Source organism: Serratia sp. LS-1, from assembly GCF_003719595.1.
Taxonomy (GTDB): Bacteria; Pseudomonadota; Gammaproteobacteria; order Enterobacterales; family Enterobacteriaceae; genus Serratia; species Serratia ureilytica.
Genome location: NZ_CP033504.1, coordinates 2893640 through 2911217, shown reverse-complemented (window position 1 = coordinate 2911217; position 17578 = coordinate 2893640). Strand labels below are relative to the sequence as shown.

Sequence of the window (17578 nt, the reverse complement as noted above, 5' to 3'; positions counted from 1 at the left end):
CCCAATGTACTCCTGGCGTAGTTGCTTTTGAAGGGTTTTGCACGCCTTTGGTGCAAATGCATGTCGTAACGGGGGATTTTAGTTATGATAAGCAAAGGTAAAGTTATTTTGTGGTTCATAATTTCATGAACTATAATTTTACTAGGGTTTTGTTCTGTTAAATCGAGCGCCGTTCAACGCGACGCGCTGGCGTCAGCGCCTGGGCGTGGAGAACTGATAAGCCGTAAGGGAGAATGGTTTTCAGTAACTGTAAAGGAACGATAATACCGGAGTTGTCTGATAGCGGGTTGTCAGATGACACACCACACTAAGAAAAATGGCATATTTACATAAGCTTTACTTTATATTTTATCTTAAGCATTGTTTATGTGGTTATGAGAATATTATTTAAAGTAAAAATCTTACTGATTGAATTTATTAAATTCATTGCGTGGTGATACGAAGTCGGTGCCGTTAATTATTTATATTTCTTGCTCGTAAATGCAGTCTGAACGCCAGTTGATAAGGGTTATCAGTAGCACGAATGGAGTGGAAATTAGGCAGTATGAATGAGTAAAATCTCAGGCCCGGTGGGGGTTTTCCCCGTATGCCGGCATTTAGTCCCCCGCGTTCTATAAGCAGTATCGATAGATCGCATTTCAAAAAGCGATAGAGGTAACGAATCATAAGTAATTTTTTTGCCCTCCACTTATGAGTGGGGTACTGTCATAACAGGCTCCGTCCTTTTTCAACGGCGTCTGAGAAACACACCAGGGTAGTAGTTCGTAAATTAGAATTTAAAAAAGTGAAGAATACACTATGACAACTGCAAATCGTCCGATACTTAATCTCGACCTCGATCTGCTAAGAACCTTTGTTGCGGTTGCTGATTTGAATACTTTCGCAGCGGCGGCTGTCGCCGTTTGCCGTACTCAATCAGCCGTCAGCCAACAAATGCAGCGATTAGAGCAACTGGTCGGCAAAGAACTGTTTGCCCGCCATGGGCGCAACAAACTTCTGACTGAGCATGGTATTCAGCTTCTCGGTTATGCCAGAAAAATCCTGCGCTTTAACGATGAAGCCTGTACCTCTCTGATGTACAACAATATTAAAGGTGTTCTGACCATCGGCGCTTCCGACGACACCGCCGATACCATTCTGCCTTTCCTGCTGAACCGCGTAACCGCCATCTATCCGAAGCTGGCTATTGACGTGCGCGTGAAGCGCAGCACGACGATGGTCGATCTGCTGGAAGAGGGCGAGATCGATCTGGCGGTGACCACGGCCGATCCCGAAGGGCATCCGCACATCGTGCTGCGCACGTCGCCGACGTTGTGGTACTGCGCCGCCGATTACCATTACCAGGCCGGCGAGCCGATCCCGCTGGTGGTGATGGACGAGCCAAGCCCGTTCCGTTCGCTGGCGATCAAGCAGTTGGACGAAGCCGGCATCCCGTGGCGCATCGCCTACGTCGCTTCCACGCTGTCCGCGGTACGGGCGGCTTGCAAGGCCGGCCTGGGCGTGACCGCGCGGCCGATCGAGATGATGAGCCCTGACCTGCGGGTGCTGGGCGCGGCGGAAGGTTTGCCGCCGTTGCCGGATACCCAGTATGCGCTGTGCAAAAACGCGCAGTGCAGCAACGAGCTGGCGATGGCCATCTTCAGCGCGATGCAGGGCGGCAATGACGGCTATGGCTTCAACGGCGCGGAAGGCGGTCTCCAGAGCGATCAGGATGACGCCAGCCTGGTGGACGAAGAAGAATAACGCTGCGGCGCGATATCTGCTGCGGCGCGATATCTGATGAAAACCTCTGCTTCGGCGGAGGTTTTTTTTGTCCTTTTTTTACCTAAAATTGTATTTATATGTATTTGGTTTGTTTTTTAAATTGAGTTTGCTGTTTTGTTAACTTTTAAGCGTTACTGAAAAGAGAGTTTGGCCGGGTTTAATACGCTAAGTTCGTTTTTTGAGCAATAAGATTGAATGGGTTAAAGGCATGGTAATAGCAGGGTTATTTTGTTAGCTTATAGCGGCCGTTTTTGCGGCTCAATTTGAGGAAAATTGTTAAAGGGCCACACTTTTTTTGAGGATTTATGCTGAAAACGTGTCCTGGATCAAAAAAATACCCCTAGGTAGTGAGTGGAAGAACAGGGAATTCCTGAGACAATGGTATAGTAAAACTGAAATGTGCATGTTGGTTTATATCTATCTGTTTCTACACAAAAATTAACTGACACGATTTAGCCTGTCCCTGGCGCATCAAATGTTAATCAAATGATACGTATGTAAACTAGTGTGTAGATACTTTTGTCAAAGTTGACAAAAGGTTATAGAAAGGAGTAAAAAGCCCACAGAAAAACGCTGCCTAACTCGCTGTAAAAGCAGTTTGTTTGTGTGGTTATTTATCCTTCCCTTAAATCGATGTGGCGCACTAACTGCCGGTGACAAGAGCAGTGCGATCGACGCCACTTTTGATGAGTAAGCATAGAGTATGTCAACAACCACTGAAGTTATCGCTCATCACTGGGCGCTCGCCGTATTTCTCGTTGTGGCTATCGGGCTCTGCGGCTTAATGCTGCTGGGCGCGTTCTTCTTGGGCGGGAGAGCCCGGGCGCGCGCCAAACACACCCCGTTTGAATCAGGCATCGACTCGGTCGGCACGGCGCGCATGCGTTTGTCCGCCAAGTTCTACCTGGTGGCCATGTTCTTCGTTATTTTCGACGTTGAAGCCTTATACCTGTATGCCTGGTCGGTCTCGATTCGCGAGAGCGGCTGGGTAGGCTTTATCGAAGCCGCCATTTTCATTTTGGTGCTATTGGCCGGTCTGGTTTATCTGGTGCGCATCGGCGCGTTGGATTGGACTCCGGCGCGTTCCCAACGCCGCAGCAAACCGAGCACGATCACTAACACCAACAGTCATCCGCAGTAACAGCGAGGCATTAAGATGGACTATACGCTCACCCGCATAGACCCGAACGGTGAGAACGACCGTTATCCCCTGCAAAAACAGGAGATCGTCGCCGATCCCCTGGAACAACAGGTCCACCGCACGGTTTACATGGGTAAACTCGAGCATGCGCTGCATGACATGGTGAACTGGGGGCGTAAAAACTCTATTTGGCCGTATAACTTCGGCCTTTCGTGCTGTTACGTGGAGATGGTGACGTCGTTTACCGCCGTTCACGACGTGGCGCGTTTCGGTGCGGAAGTGTTGCGCGCCTCCCCGCGTCAGGCTGACCTGATGGTGGTGGCCGGCACCTGCTTCACCAAGATGGCCCCGGTCATCCAACGTCTGTACGAGCAGATGCTGGAGCCCAAGTGGGTGATCTCGATGGGCGCTTGCGCCAACTCCGGCGGCATGTACGACATCTATTCCGTGGTGCAGGGCGTGGACAAGTTCCTGCCGGTCGACGTGTACATTCCCGGCTGCCCACCGCGTCCGGAAGCCTACATGCAAGCGCTGATGCTGCTGCAGGAATCCATCGGCAAAGAACGTCGCCCACTGTCGTGGGTTGTCGGCGATCAGGGCGTTTACCGCGCCAATATGCAGTCTGAAAGAGAGCGTAAACACGGCGAGCGCATCGCGGTGACCAACCTCCGGACGCCTGACGAGATTTAAGACGTTCATTTAACGTCCATCTTAGTGCGCTATTGGTTAACACAGCGAAAAGTGAAACTTGCGGCGAATAACCCTTTAGTGTGGTGAAAAAAAATTATGACAGATTTGACGACGCACGACGCCTTGCCTGCCTGGCAGACCCGAGATCACCTTGACGACCCGGTGATCGGCGAACTGCGCAACCGTTTTGGGCCGGAAGCCTTTACTGTTCAGGCCACCCGCACCGGCATGCCCGTGGTATGGGTTAAACCTGACCAGTTACTGGAAGTAATGACGTTCCTGAGAAAACAGCCGAAGCCGTACGTCATGCTGTTCGATCTGCATGGCGTGGACGAACGTCTTCGCACCCACCGCGACGGCCTGCCCGCTGCGGATTTCTCCGTTTTCTACCATCTGATTTCCATCGAGCGCAACCGCGACATCATGCTGAAGGTGGCGCTGTCTGAAAAAGACCTGCACGTGCCGACGGCCACCAAGGTGTTCCCAAACGCCAACTGGTATGAGCGCGAGACCTGGGAAATGTTCGGCATCACCTTCGACGGCCACCCGCACCTGTCGCGCATCATGATGCCGCAGACCTGGGAAGGGCACCCGCTGCGCAAGGACTACCCGGCGCGCGCCACCGAATTCGATCCTTTCGTGTTGACCAAGCAGAAAGAAGATCTGGAGATGGAAGCGCTGACCTTCAAGCCGGAAGACTGGGGCATGAAGCGCGGCACCGAGAACGAAGACTTCATGTTCCTCAACCTCGGCCCGAACCACCCGTCTGCGCACGGTGCGTTCCGCATCATTCTGCAGCTGGACGGCGAAGAGATCGTCGACTGCGTGCCGGATATCGGTTATCACCACCGCGGCGCCGAGAAGATGGGCGAGCGTCAATCCTGGCACAGCTACATTCCGTACACCGACCGCATCGAATACCTCGGCGGCTGCGTGAACGAAATGCCTTACGTGCTGGCGGTTGAAAAGCTGGCCGGCATCAAGGTGCCGGAGCGCGTTGACACCATTCGCGTGATGCTGTCCGAACTGTTCCGCATCAACAGCCACCTGCTGTACATCTCCACCTTCATTCAGGACGTCGGCGCGATGACCCCGGTGTTCTTCGCCTTTACCGACCGCCAGAAGATCTACGATCTGGTGGAAGCGATCACCGGCTTCCGTATGCACCCGGCCTGGTTCCGTATCGGCGGCGTCGCGCACGATCTGCCGCGCGGCTGGGATCGCCTGCTGCGTGAATTCCTCGAATGGATGCCGAAGCGTCTGGATTCCTACGTGAAAGCGGCGCTGAAGAACAGCATTCTGAAAGGCCGTTCCATCGGCGTCGCGTCTTACAACGCCAAAGAAGCGCTGGAATGGGGCGTGACCGGTGCCGGTCTGCGCGCCACCGGCGTCGAGTTCGACGTGCGTAAATGGCGCCCGTACTCCGGCTACGAGAACTTCGACTTCGAAGTGCCGGTCGGCGACGGCAACAGCGACTGCTACACCCGCGTGATGCTGAAGGTGGAAGAGCTGCGCCAGAGCCTGCGCATCCTCGAACAGTGCCTGAACAATATGCCGGAAGGCCCGTTCAAGGCCGATCACCCGCTGACCACGCCGCCGCCGAAAGAGCGCACGCTGCAGCACATTGAAACGCTGATCACCCACTTCCTGCAGGTTTCCTGGGGCCCGGTGATGCCAGCCAACGAATCATTCCAGATGATTGAAGCCACCAAAGGGATCAACAGCTACTACCTGACCAGCGACGGCAGCACCATGAGCTACCGCACCCGGGTACGTACGCCGAGCTTTGCGCACCTGCAGCAGATCCCATCGGTCATCCGAGGCAGCCTGGTTTCCGACCTGATCGTCTATCTGGGTAGTATCGATTTTGTAATGTCAGATGTGGACCGCTAACTATGGACTCTCAAAAAGACAATCACGCAGTCAACGATGCGCTCGAGCCCATCAATGCAGCCGCTCCTCAGAGCGGCGTTGATGCATTTGTACTGAGCGCGCAAGAACGTGATGCGATCGAGCACGAAAAGCACCATTACGAGGATCCGCGCGCCGCTTCCATCGAAGCACTGAAAATTGTGCAGAAGCAGCGCGGCTGGGTTCCGGACGGTGCGATTTACGCCATCGCGGAAGTGCTGGGCATCCCCGCCAGCGACGTAGAAGGCGTGGCCACGTTCTACAGCCAGATTTTCCGTCAGCCAGTAGGACGTCACGTGATCCGTTATTGTGACAGCGTTGTTTGTCACATCACCGGTTACCAGGGCATTCAGGCCGCTATCGAGAAGAAGCTGAACATCAAACCGGGTCAAACCACCTTTGATGGCCGCTTCACGCTGCTGCCGACCTGCTGTCTGGGCAACTGCGATAAAGGGCCGACCATGATGATTGATGACGACACGCACAGTCAGCTGAAGCCTGAAGATATCGAGACGCTACTGGAGCAGTATCAATGACCAAGCACATTGTACGCACTCCCGAAACGCATCCGCTGACCTGGCGTCTGCGCGATGACAAGCAGCCGCTGTGGCTGGACGAATACCGCAGCAAAAACGGCTATGCCGGCGCAGAGAAGGCCCTCAAAGGCCTGGCCCCGGACGAGATCGTCGGCCTGGTGAAAGATTCCGGGCTGAAGGGCCGCGGCGGCGCGGGCTTCTCCACCGGTTTGAAGTGGAGCCTGATGCCGAAGGACGAATCCATGAACATCCGTTACCTGCTGTGTAACGCCGATGAGATGGAGCCGGGCACCTATAAAGACCGCCTGCTGATGGAGCAGCTGCCGCACCTGCTGGTGGAAGGCATGCTGATCTCCGCGTTCGCGCTGAAAGCCTATCGCGGGTACATCTTCCTGCGCGGCGAGTACATCGAAGCGGCGGCGCACCTGCGTCGCGCCATCGCGGAAGCCACCGAAGCCGGCTATCTGGGCAAGAACATTCTCGGCACCGGGTTTGATTTCGAGCTGATCGTGCACACCGGCGCCGGCCGTTACATCTGCGGCGAAGAAACCGCGCTGATCAACTCGCTGGAAGGCCGCCGCGCCAACCCGCGTTCCAAGCCGCCATTCCCGGCCAGCGCCGGCGTCTGGGGCAAGCCGACCTGCGTCAACAACGTCGAAACGCTGTGCAACGTGCCGGCCATTTTGGCGAACGGCGTGGAGTGGTACACCGGCATCTCCGGCAGTGAAGACAAAGGCACCAAGCTGATGGGCTTCTCCGGCCGGGTGAAAAATCCGGGCGTCTGGGAGCTGCCGTTCGGCACCACCGCGCGCGAGATCCTGGAAGACTACGCCGGCGGCATGCGCGACGGTCTGCGTTTCAAAGCCTGGCAGCCGGGCGGCGCGGGCACCGACTTCCTGACCGCCGATCACCTCGATCTGCCGATGGAATACGGCGCGATCGGCAAAGCCGGCAGCCGTCTCGGCACCGCGTTGGCGATGGCGGTAGACCACGAGATCGGCATGGTGCCGCTGGTGCGCAACCTGGAAGAGTTCTTTGCCCGCGAGTCCTGCGGCTGGTGTACGCCATGCCGCGACGGCCTGCCGTGGAGCGTGAAGATCCTGCGTGCGTTGGAAAACGGCGAAGGGCAGCCGGGGGATATCGAAACCCTCGAACAGCTGTGCCGTTCCCTCGGCCCGGGCAAAACCTTCTGCGCCCACGCGCCAGGTGCCGTAGAGCCACTGCAAAGCGCGATTAAATATTTCCGTGAAGAGTTCGAGGCGGGTATCGCCGTGCAGCACTTCGGCAACGCGCATGCGATTGGCGGCATTCAGCCGAACAATCTGCTGAAGCAACGCTGGTAAGCCGACTCGCCCGAACACGGCCAGAATTTTTGATTAACGCCTGCCGCAAGGCAGGCCACTTGGAAGCATGCTGACTATGGCTACGATTCATGTAGACGGCAAAGAGTATGAGGTAGACGGAGCGGACAACCTGCTGCAGGCTTGTCTCTCCCTCGGCCTTGATATTCCTTACTTTTGCTGGCATCCGGCGCTGGGAAGCGTCGGCGCTTGCCGCCAATGTGCGGTAAAGCAATACCAAAACGCGGAAGATACGCGCGGCCGTTTGGTGATGTCCTGTATGACCCCGGCATCCGATGGCACCTTCATCTCCATCGATGACGGCGAAGCGAAGCAGTTCCGTGAAAGCGTGGTCGAGTGGTTGATGACCAACCACCCGCACGATTGCCCGGTCTGTGAGGAAGGCGGTAACTGTCACCTGCAGGATATGACGGTAATGACCGGCCACAGCTTCCGTCGCTACCGCTTCACCAAGCGCACCCACAACAACCAGGAGCTGGGGCCGTTTATCTCGCACGAGATGAACCGCTGCATCGCCTGCTATCGCTGCGTGCGTTACTACAAAGACTATGCGGACGGCACCGACTTCGGCGTGTACGGCGCGCACGACAACGTCTACTTCGGTCGCCCGGAAAGCGGCACGCTGGAAAGCGAGTTCTCCGGCAACCTGGTGGAAGTGTGTCCGACCGGCGTCTTCACCGACAAAACGCATTCCGAACGCTACAACCGTAAATGGGACATGCAGTTCGCGCCGAGCATTTGCCAGCAGTGCAGCATCGGCTGTAACACCAGCCCGGGCGAGCGCTATGGCGAGCTGCGCCGTATCGAAAACCGTTACAACGGCAGCGTGAACCACTACTTCCTGTGCGACCGCGGCCGTTTCGGTTACGGCTACGTCAACCAGAAAGATCGTCCGCGTCAACCGCAGCAGCTGCGCGGCGACGACTGGATCACCCTGAACGCCGAGCAGGCGATGCAGGGCGCGGCGGACATCCTGCGTCAGGCGAAGAAAACCATCGGCATCGGCTCCCCGCGCGCCAGCCTGGAAAGCAACTTCGCACTGCGCGAGCTGGTCGGCGCCGAGAACTACTACACCGGTATCGCTCAGGCGGAGCAATCACGCCTGGCGCTGATGCTGAACGTGCTGAAGAACGGCGGCGTTCATACGCCGGCGCTGCGTGAGATCGAAGATTACGACGCGGTGCTGGTGCTGGGCGAAGACCTGACGCAAACCGGCGCGCGCATCGCGCTGTCCGTGCGTCAGGCCGTCAAGGGTAAAGCCCGCGCGATGGCGGCGGCGCAGCGCGTTGCCGACTGGCAGATCGCGGCGGTGCAGAACATCGGCCAGCACGCCAAGTACCCGCTGTTCACCACCAACGTCGACAATACCCGCCTGGACGACATCGCCGCCTGGAACTACCGCGCGCCGGTTGACGAGCAGGCGCGCTTCGGCTTCGCCATCGCGCACGCGCTGGATAGCGCGGCGCCGGCGGTGAACGATCTGGCCGAAGGCATGAACAAGAAAGTCGACATCATCGTGCAGGCGCTGACCGGCGCACGCAAACCGCTGATCATTACCGGCAGCAACGCCGGCAGCGAAGCCATCATCGAAGCGGCGGCCAACATCGCCAAAGCGTTGAAGGGCCGCGGTTCCGACGTCGGCATCACCTTCGTGGCGGGCGCCGCCAACAGCATGGGCCTGGCGATGATCGGCGGCGGTTCGCTCGATCAGGCGCTGGAACAGCTGGCGAGCGGCGCAGCCGATACCGCCATCGTGATGGAAAACGATCTCTATCGCCATGCGCCGGCGGCGCAGGTGGACGCGGCGTTGGCCAAGGTCAGCAACCTGATCGTCGCCGATCACCAGCGCACCGCGATCATGGACAAAGCCAATCTGATCCTCTCCTCGGCCAGCTTTGCCGAGAGCGACGGTACGCTGATCAACCAGGAAGGCCGCGCGCAGCGCTTCTTCCAGGTATACGATCCGGCTTACTACGACGACGCCAAGAAGAATCAGTTCACCGTGATGCTGGAAAGCTGGCGCTGGATGCACTCGCTGCACTCCACCTACACCAGCCGCCATGTGGACTGGACTCAGCTCGATGACGTGATCGCCGCTTGCGTCGCCGCGTTGCCGCAGCTGCAGGGCATCGTCGATGCCGCGCCGGACGCGACTTTCCGCATTCGCGGTCAGAAGCTGGCGCGTTCGCCGCACCGTTCCAGCGGCCGTACCGCCATGCGCGCCAACATCAGCGTGCACGAGCCGCGTCAGCCGCAGGATAAAGACACCATGTTCGCCTTCTCGATGGAAGGGAACAACAGCCCGCTGGCCGATCGTCAGCAGATCCCGTTCGCCTGGGCGCCAGGCTGGAACTCACCGCAGGCATGGAACAAGTTCCAGGCCGAAGTGGGCGGCAAACTGCGCCACGGCGATCCGGGCGTGCGCCTGATCGAAGCAGGGGAGGGCAGCCTCGGTTACTTCGACCGCGTGCCAGCCGCCTTCAATCCGAACGACGGTTGGCGTGTCGCGCCTTACTACCACCTGTTCGGCAGCGATGAAATGTCGCAGCGCTCTCACGTGATCCAGCAGCGCATGCCGGAAGCCTACGTGATGGTCAACCCGGCCGACGCGGCGACGCTTGGCGTCAACGCGGGCAGCCTGGTGGAGTTCAGCTGTGCGGGCCAGACCTTGCGTCTGCCGGTGCGTCTGAGTGAAACCCTGACCCAGGGCCAGGTTGGTTTGCCGCTCGGCTTGCCAGGGATCCCGCCGATCTTGGTGGGTGCTAAGGTAGACAATCTGCGGGAGGCGGCACGATGAGCTGGTTTACCCCTGAGGTGATCGACATTCTGATCGCCGTTCTTAAAGCGGTCGTGATCCTGTTGGTGGTCGTGGCGTGCGGGGCGTTCATGAGCTTCGGCGAACGCCGCCTGCTCGGCCTGTTCCAGAACCGTTACGGACCGAACCGCGTAGGCTGGGGCGGCTCGCTGCAGCTGGTCGCCGACATGATCAAAATGTTCTTCAAGGAAGACTGGGTGCCGAGATTCTCCGACCGGGTGATCTTCACCCTGGCGCCGATGATCGCCTTTACTTCCCTGTTGCTGGCATTTGCCATCGTACCGGTCAGCCCGACCTGGGCGGTGTCCGATCTCAACATCGGTATTCTGTTCTTCCTGATGATGGCCGGCCTGGCAGTGTACGCCGTGCTGTTCGCCGGCTGGTCGAGCAACAACAAATACTCGCTGTTGGGCGCGATGCGTGCCTCCGCGCAAACCCTGAGCTACGAAGTGTTCATTGGCCTGTCGCTGATGGGCGTGGTGATGCAGGCGGGTTCGTTCAACATGCAGGCTATCGTTGAATCGCAGGCGCACGTCTGGAACGTCATTCCGCAGTTCTTCGGCTTCGTGACCTTCGCGATCGCCGGCGTGGCGGTGTGTCACCGTCACCCGTTTGACCAGCCGGAAGCCGAACAGGAACTGGCTGACGGTTACCACATCGAATATTCCGGCATGAAGTTCGGTCTGTTCTTCGTGGGGGAATACATCGGTATCGTCACCGTGTCCGCCCTGATTGTGACGTTGTTCTTCGGCGGCTGGCAGGGTCCGTTCCTGCCGCCATTCATCTGGTTCGCGTTGAAAACGGCCTTCTTCATGATGATGTTCATCCTGATCCGCGCCGCGCTGCCGCGTCCGCGTTATGACCAGGTGATGTCTTTCGGCTGGAAAGTGTGCCTGCCGCTGACGCTGCTGAATCTGCTGGCAACCGCCGCGGTCATTTTGTACAACGCTCAATAAGGGGTGAATAAACCATGACATTGAAAGAGTTAGTGGTTGGTTTCGGCACCCAGGTGCGCAGCATTTGGATGATTGGCATGCATGCCTTCGCCAAGCGTGAAACCCAGATGTACCCGGAAGAACCGGTTTACCTGCCGCCGCGCTACCGCGGCCGCATCGTGCTGACGCGCGATCCGGACGGCGAAGAGCGCTGCGTCGCCTGTAACCTGTGTGCGGTTGCCTGCCCGGTCGGCTGTATCTCGCTGCAAAAAGCGGAACAGAAAGACGGCCGTTGGTATCCGGAGTTCTTCCGCATCAACTTCTCGCGCTGCATCTTCTGTGGCCTGTGCGAAGAGGCTTGCCCGACTACCGCTATCCAGCTGACGCCGGATTTCGAACTGGGTGAGTACAAGCGTCAGGATCTGGTGTACGAAAAAGAAGATCTGTTGATCTCGGGGCCGGGTAAATATCCGGAATATAACTTCTACCGGATGGCCGGTATGGCGATTGACGGCAAAGCCAAAGGCGAAGCCGAAAACGAAGCCAAACCGATCGACGTCAAAGGTCTGTTGCCCTAAGGAGCCAGCAAGCATGGAAATTGCATTTTATCTGGCAGGTTTGATTGCGGTGGCCGCGACGATTCGCGTGATCACCCATACCAACCCTGTGCATGCGCTGCTGTATCTGATCGTCTCGTTATTGGCGATCTCGGCAGTCTTCTTCTCTCTCGGCGCCTACTTTGCCGCCGCGTTGGAAATCATCGTTTATGCGGGCGCCATCATGGTGCTGTTCGTGTTCGTGGTGATGATGCTGAACCTCGGCAACGTGCAGCAGCAAGAGCGCGACTGGATGAAGCCGACGGTGTGGATCGGGCCTGGCCTGCTGTCGCTGGCGCTGCTGGTGGTATTGATCGTCGCGATCCGCAGCGTATCCGATCAGGGTATCAGCGGTGAGATGGTCGACGCGAAGGCGGTGGGCATCAGCCTGTTCGGGCCTTACGTACTGGCGGTTGAGCTGGCTTCAATGCTGCTGTTGGCGGGTCTGGTTGTCGCCTTCCATATCGGCCGCGAGCACAAGCCTGGCGAGGTGCTGAGCAACGCGCCGGCGAGTGGCGAAATGGCGAGAAGAAAATCGGAGGAGCAAGCATGATCCCTCTTCAACATGGCCTGATCCTGGCGGCTATCCTGTTTGTGCTCGGGCTGACCGGGTTGCTGGTGCGCCGCAACCTGCTGTTTATGCTGATCAGCCTGGAAGTGATGATCAACGCTGCGGCGTTGGCGTTTATCGTGGCGGGAAGCTACTGGGGCCAGGCGGACGGACAGGTGATGTACATCCTGGCGATCAGCCTGGCGGCAGCCGAGGCCAGTATCGGCCTGGCGCTGCTGCTGCAGCTCTACCGTCGTCGTCATACCCTGAATATTGATACTGTCAGTGAGATGCGCGGATGAACCTATTATATTTAACAATTCTGCTACCGCTGATCGGGTTCCTGCTGTTGGCATTTTCCCGCGGTCGTTGGTCTGAAAACACGGCGGCCACCGTCGGCGTGGGTTCTATCGGCCTGGCTGCGCTGGTCACGGTGTATGTGGCGATGGATTTCTTCGCCCAGAAAGCCGCCGGCGTGCAGCTGTTCGAGCAAAGCCTGTGGACCTGGATGGCCGTCGGCAACTTCAATATCGGCGTGACCCTGGTGCTGGACGGCCTGTCGCTGACCATGCTGTCGGTGGTCACCGGCGTCGGCTTCTTCATCCACATGTTCGCTTCCTGGTACATGCGCGGTGAAGAAGGCTATTCGCGCTTCTTCGCTTACACCAACCTGTTTATCGCCAGCATGGTGGTATTGGTGCTGGCGGACAACCTGCTGCTGATGTATCTGGGTTGGGAAGGCGTGGGCCTGTGCAGCTACCTGTTGATCGGTTTCTACTATAAAGATCCGGCCAACGGCGCGGCGGCGATGAAAGCCTTTATCGTCACCCGCGTGGGCGACGTGTTCCTGGCGTTCGCGCTGTTCATCCTCTACAACGAGCTGGGCACGCTGAACATCCGCGAGCTGATGATCCTGGCGCCGCAGAAACTGGCGGTGGGCGATACGGCCATCACCTGGGCGACCCTGATGCTGCTGGGCGGCGCGGTCGGTAAATCGGCGCAGCTGCCGTTGCAAACCTGGTTGGCGGACGCGATGGCGGGCCCAACCCCGGTTTCCGCACTGATCCACGCGGCGACCATGGTGACCGCGGGCGTCTATCTGATCGCCCGCACGCACGGCCTGTTCCTGATGGCGCCGGAAGTGCTGCACCTGGTGGGCATCGTCGGTGCGGTCACTCTGCTGCTGGCCGGCTTCGCCGCGCTGGTGCAGACCGACATCAAGCGCGTGCTCGCTTACTCCACCATGAGCCAGATCGGTTACATGTTCCTGGCGCTGGGCGTGCAGGCATGGGACGCGGCGATCTTCCACTTGATGACCCACGCGTTCTTCAAGGCGCTGCTGTTCCTGTCGTCCGGTTCGGTGATCCTGGCTTGCCACCACGAGCAAAACATCTTCAAGATGGGCGGTCTGCGCAAGAGCATCCCGCTGGTGTACGTCTGCTTCCTGGTGGGTGGCGCGGCGCTGTCCGCGTTGCCGCTGGTCACGGCCGGCTTCTTCAGTAAGGACGAGATCCTGGCGGGCGCGATGGCTAACGGCCACATCAACCTGATGGTTGCCGGCCTGGTCGGTGCGTTCATGACCTCGCTGTACACCTTCCGAATGATTTTCATCGTGTTCCATGGCGAAGAGAAAATCAAAGCGCATGCCGGTAAAGGCATCACTCACCACCTGCCGCTGCTGGTTCTGCTGGTGCTGTCCACCTTCGTCGGCGCGATGATCGTGCCGCCGTTGCAGGGCGTGCTGCCGGAGACGACCGAACTGGCGCACGGCAGCGTGCTGACGCTGGAAATCACCTCCGGCGTGGTGGCTATCGTCGGCATTCTGCTGGCGGCCGCGCTGTGGCTGGGCAAACGCAGCCTGGTCAACAGCATCGCCAACAGCGCGCCGGGTCGTTTCTTCTCGACCTGGTGGTTCCATGCCTGGGGCTTCGACTGGTTGTATGACAAAGTGTTCGTCAAGCCGTACCTGGGCATTGCGAAGCTGCTGCAGCGCGATCCGCTGAACTCGCTGATGAACCTGCCGGCCGTCTTCTCCCGCTGGGGGAACCGCGGTCTGACGGTGAGCGAGAACGGCCAGGTGCGTTGGTATATAGCGTCTATGGGTGTGGGTGCAGTGGTCGTATTGGCTCTGTTGATTTTGGTTTAATTGAATAATTTAAACAGACGCATTTTTCGGGCGTAGCGCCGGGCAGGCGCTACGTACAAAGTTTGAAATTATTCGTATAAGGGACACAAAACGCCATGCTATTACCTTGGCTAATTCTTATCCCCTTTATCGGCGGTCTGCTGTGCTGGCAGCTTGAGCGCTTCGGTACTAAGGTGCCGCGCTGGATAGCGCTGATCGCAATGGGGCTGACGTTGGCGCTCTCTCTGCAGCTGTGGATGCAGGGCGGCTATACATTGACCACGCCGAAAGGCATTCCGCAGTGGCAGAGCGAATTCCTGCTGCCGTGGATCCCGCGCTTCGGCATCTCCATCCACCTGGCGCTGGACGGTCTGTCGCTGCTGATGGTGGTGTTGACCGGTCTGCTGGGCGTGCTGGCGATCCTCTGTTCCTGGAGTGAAATCCAGAAATATCAGGGCTTCTTCCACCTCAACCTGCTGTGGATCCTGGGCGGCGTTATCGGCGTGTTCCTCGCCATCGACATGTTCCTGTTCTTCTTCTTCTGGGAAATGATGTTGGTGCCGATGTACTTCCTGATCGCGCTGTGGGGCCACAAGGCGTCGGACGGTAAAACCCGCATCACCGCGGCGACCAAGTTCTTCATCTACACCCAGGCCAGCGGTCTGGTGATGCTGATTGCGATCCTGGGCCTGGTGTTCGTGCACTACAACGCCACCGGCGTGTGGACCTTCGATTACGAAGACCTGCTGCAAACGCCGATGTCCCACAACGTGCAATATCTGCTGATGCTGGGCTTCTTCATCGCCTTCGCGGTGAAAATGCCGGTGGTGCCGCTGCACGGCTGGTTGCCGGACGCGCACAGCCAGGCGCCGACCGCAGGTTCCGTCGACCTGGCGGGCATCTTGCTGAAAACCGCGGCCTATGGCCTGTTGCGTTTCAGCCTGCCGCTGTTCCCTGAGGCTTCGCACGAGTTTGCGCCAATCGCCATGTGGCTGGGCGTGGTCGGCATCTTCTACGGCGCCTGGATGGCGTTCGCGCAGACCGACATCAAGCGTCTTATCGCCTACACCTCGGTATCGCACATGGGCTTCGTGCTGATCGCCATCTACACCGGCAGCCAGCTGGCTTACCAGGGCGCCGTGATCCAGATGATCGCGCACGGTCTGTCCGCCGCCGGTATGTTTATCATCTGCGGCCAGCTGTATGAACGTCTGCATACGCGCGACATGCGCCAGATGGGCGGCCTGTGGGGGCGTATCAAGTTCATCCCTGCGCTGTCGCTGTTCTTCGCCGTGGCTACGCTGGGGATGCCGGGTACCGGTAACTTCGTCGGCGAATTCATGATTCTGTTCGGCAGCTACCAGGTGGTGCCGGTGATCACCGTGATCTCCACCTTCGGTCTGGTGTTCGCTTCGGTTTACTCGCTGATCATGATGCAGCGCGCTTACTACGGTGCGCCTAAATCCGACCAGCCGCTGCAGGGCATGACCGCGCGCGAACTGTTCATCATTCTGCTGCTGGTGGTGTTGCTGGTTCTGCTGGGGGTTTACCCGCAGCCGATTCTGGATACTTCCAACGCGGCGATGAGCAACGTGCAACACTGGTTTGGTTCGTCAGTTTCAGCAATTTCAACAACAAGGCCGTAATTCGCCATGACAATAACTCCTCAACAACTGATCGCACTGCTGCCGCTGTTGATCGTCGGATTGACGGTGGTGGTTGTGATGCTAGGCATTGCGTGGCGACGCGACCACTTTATCAACGCCACCCTGACCGTGATCGGTCTCAACCTGGCGCTGCTTTCGCTGTACTTTGTCGGCCAGGCAGGCCCAATGGACGTCACCCCGCTGCTGCGGGTTGACGGCTACTCGATGTTCTACACCGGGCTGGTGCTGCTGGCGAGTCTGGCGACCTGCACCTTCGCGTATCCGTGGCTGGTCGGCTATCCGGATAACCGCGAAGAGTTCTACCTGCTGGTGCTGATCGCCGCCATGGGCGGCATCCTGCTGGCGAGCGCCAACCATCTGGCTTCGCTGTTCATCGGTATCGAGCTGATCTCGCTGCCGCTGTTCGGCCTGGTGGGCTACGCCTACCGCCAGAAGCGCCCGCTGGAAGCCGCCATCAAGTACATGCTGCTGTCCGCCGCCGCGTCGTCGTTCCTGCTGTTCGGCATGGCGCTGCTGTACGCCGAATCCGGCGATCTGTCGCTGGCCGGCCTCGGCAAGAGCCTGCAGGAAAACATGATGCACCAGCCGCTGATCCTGGCCGGCATGGGCATGATGATCGTCGGTCTGGGCTTCAAGCTGTCGCTGGTGCCGTTCCAACTGTGGACGCCGGACGTTTATCAGGGCGCGCCTGCGCCGGTCTCGACCTTCCTGGCGACCGCCAGCAAGATCGCGATCTTTGCGGTCGTGATGCGTCTGTTCCTGTATGCCCCGGCCGCCGACAACGAGGCGCTGCGCATGGTATTGTCGATCATCGCGTTCTGCTCCATCTTGTTCGGTAACCTGATGGCCATCAGCCAGACCAACATCAAGCGTCTGCTGGGCTACTCGTCGATCGCTCATCTGGGCTACCTGCTGGTGGCGCTGATTGCGGTGCAAACCCATCAGCTGTCGCTGGAAACCGCCGGCGTTTATCTGGCCGGTTACCTGTTCAGCAGCCTGGGCGCCTTCGGCGTGGTCAGCCTGATGTCCAGCCCATACCGCGGCCCGGATGCGGATTCGCTGTTCTCTTACCGTGGTCTGTTCTGGCACAAGCCAATCTTGTCCGCGGTAATGACGGTGATGATGCTGTCGCTGGCCGGTATCCCGATGACGCTGGGCTTTATCGGTAAGTTCTTCGTGATCGCGATGGGCGTCAGCGCGCACCTGTGGTGGCTGACCGGCGCAGTCGTGGTAGGCAGCGCCATCGGCCTGTATTACTACCTGCGCGTGACCGTCAGTCTGTTCCTCAGCGCGCCGGAATCGCTGCAGCGCGACACCCCGAACAACTGGGCGTTGACCGCCGGTGGCGTCGTGGTGCTGATCTCAGCCGCGCTGGTGCTGCTGTTGGGGGTTTATCCTCAGCCGCTGATTTCGCTGGTGCAGATGGCTCAGCCGACGTTCTGATAACGCTTCAGACGGTAAAAAGGTCGCTTCGGCGGCCTTTTTTT

At 58.5% G+C, this 17578-nt stretch carries 14 protein-coding genes; all 14 read left to right on the top strand.

The genetic code is table 11. The annotated features are described in order from the left end of the window. The first annotated feature begins 798 nt into the window (after positions 1-798). The gene (gene lrhA, locus EDY99_RS13935) at positions 799-1743 is read left to right on the top strand and encodes a transcriptional regulator LrhA (protein ID WP_033643860.1); all 945 of its coding nucleotides are present in this window, start codon (positions 799-801) and stop codon (positions 1741-1743) included. Positions 1744-2467: 724 nt separating this feature from the next. Then, positions 2468-2905 carry an NADH-quinone oxidoreductase subunit NuoA gene (nuoA, locus tag EDY99_RS13930; protein WP_004936040.1) on the top strand — a complete coding sequence of 146 codons (438 nt, stop codon included), beginning with the start codon at positions 2468-2470 and terminating at the stop codon, positions 2903-2905. A gap of 15 nt (positions 2906-2920) precedes the next feature. Continuing rightward, positions 2921-3595 carry an NADH-quinone oxidoreductase subunit B family protein gene (locus EDY99_RS13925; protein WP_004936039.1) on the top strand — a complete coding sequence of 225 codons (675 nt, stop codon included), beginning with the start codon at positions 2921-2923 and terminating at the stop codon, positions 3593-3595. A gap of 96 nt (positions 3596-3691) precedes the next feature. Then, positions 3692-5488 (top strand): NADH-quinone oxidoreductase subunit C/D, encoded by a 1797-nt coding sequence (nuoC, locus tag EDY99_RS13920; protein ID WP_033651942.1) that lies wholly within the window; start codon positions 3692-3694, stop codon positions 5486-5488. Positions 5489-5490: 2 nt separating this feature from the next. Then, positions 5491-6042 (top strand): NADH-quinone oxidoreductase subunit NuoE, encoded by a 552-nt coding sequence (gene nuoE / locus EDY99_RS13915; RefSeq protein ID WP_046687546.1) that lies wholly within the window; start codon positions 5491-5493, stop codon positions 6040-6042. Continuing rightward, the gene (nuoF, locus tag EDY99_RS13910; protein ID WP_015378579.1) at positions 6039-7385 is read left to right on the top strand and encodes an NADH-quinone oxidoreductase subunit NuoF; all 1347 of its coding nucleotides are present in this window, start codon (positions 6039-6041) and stop codon (positions 7383-7385) included. Before nuoE ends, nuoF begins: the two co-directional genes overlap by 4 nt. A gap of 76 nt (positions 7386-7461) precedes the next feature. After that, positions 7462-10200 carry an NADH-quinone oxidoreductase subunit NuoG gene (gene nuoG / locus EDY99_RS13905; protein ID WP_123062179.1) on the top strand — a complete coding sequence of 913 codons (2739 nt, stop codon included), beginning with the start codon at positions 7462-7464 and terminating at the stop codon, positions 10198-10200. Next, complete coding sequence (gene nuoH, locus EDY99_RS13900) at positions 10197-11174, top strand: NADH-quinone oxidoreductase subunit NuoH (RefSeq protein WP_033643858.1); 978 nt, start codon at positions 10197-10199, stop codon at positions 11172-11174. Before nuoG ends, nuoH begins: the two co-directional genes overlap by 4 nt. A gap of 14 nt (positions 11175-11188) precedes the next feature. Then, positions 11189-11731: an NADH-quinone oxidoreductase subunit NuoI gene (gene nuoI, locus EDY99_RS13895; protein ID WP_025160170.1), complete on the top strand. Its 543-nt coding sequence runs from the start codon at positions 11189-11191 to the stop codon at positions 11729-11731. 13 nt (positions 11732-11744) lie between these two features. Beyond that, positions 11745-12302 (top strand): NADH-quinone oxidoreductase subunit J, encoded by a 558-nt coding sequence (gene nuoJ, locus EDY99_RS13890; RefSeq protein WP_019453717.1) that lies wholly within the window; start codon positions 11745-11747, stop codon positions 12300-12302. Then, entirely contained in the window at positions 12299-12601 is a 303-nt protein-coding gene (gene nuoK, locus EDY99_RS13885) for an NADH-quinone oxidoreductase subunit NuoK (protein ID WP_004936014.1), read from the top strand. Before nuoJ ends, nuoK begins: the two co-directional genes overlap by 4 nt. Next, positions 12598-14445, top strand: coding sequence for an NADH-quinone oxidoreductase subunit L (gene nuoL, locus EDY99_RS13880; protein ID WP_015378577.1), 1848 nt, complete (start codon positions 12598-12600; stop codon positions 14443-14445). Before nuoK ends, nuoL begins: the two co-directional genes overlap by 4 nt. 95 nt (positions 14446-14540) lie before the next feature. Then, positions 14541-16070: an NADH-quinone oxidoreductase subunit M gene (gene nuoM, locus EDY99_RS13875; RefSeq protein WP_123061851.1), complete on the top strand. Its 1530-nt coding sequence runs from the start codon at positions 14541-14543 to the stop codon at positions 16068-16070. Positions 16071-16076: 6 nt separating this feature from the next. Further along, positions 16077-17534 carry an NADH-quinone oxidoreductase subunit NuoN gene (gene nuoN / locus EDY99_RS13870; protein WP_033635324.1) on the top strand — a complete coding sequence of 486 codons (1458 nt, stop codon included), beginning with the start codon at positions 16077-16079 and terminating at the stop codon, positions 17532-17534. Positions 17535-17578: the final 44 nt, after the last annotated feature.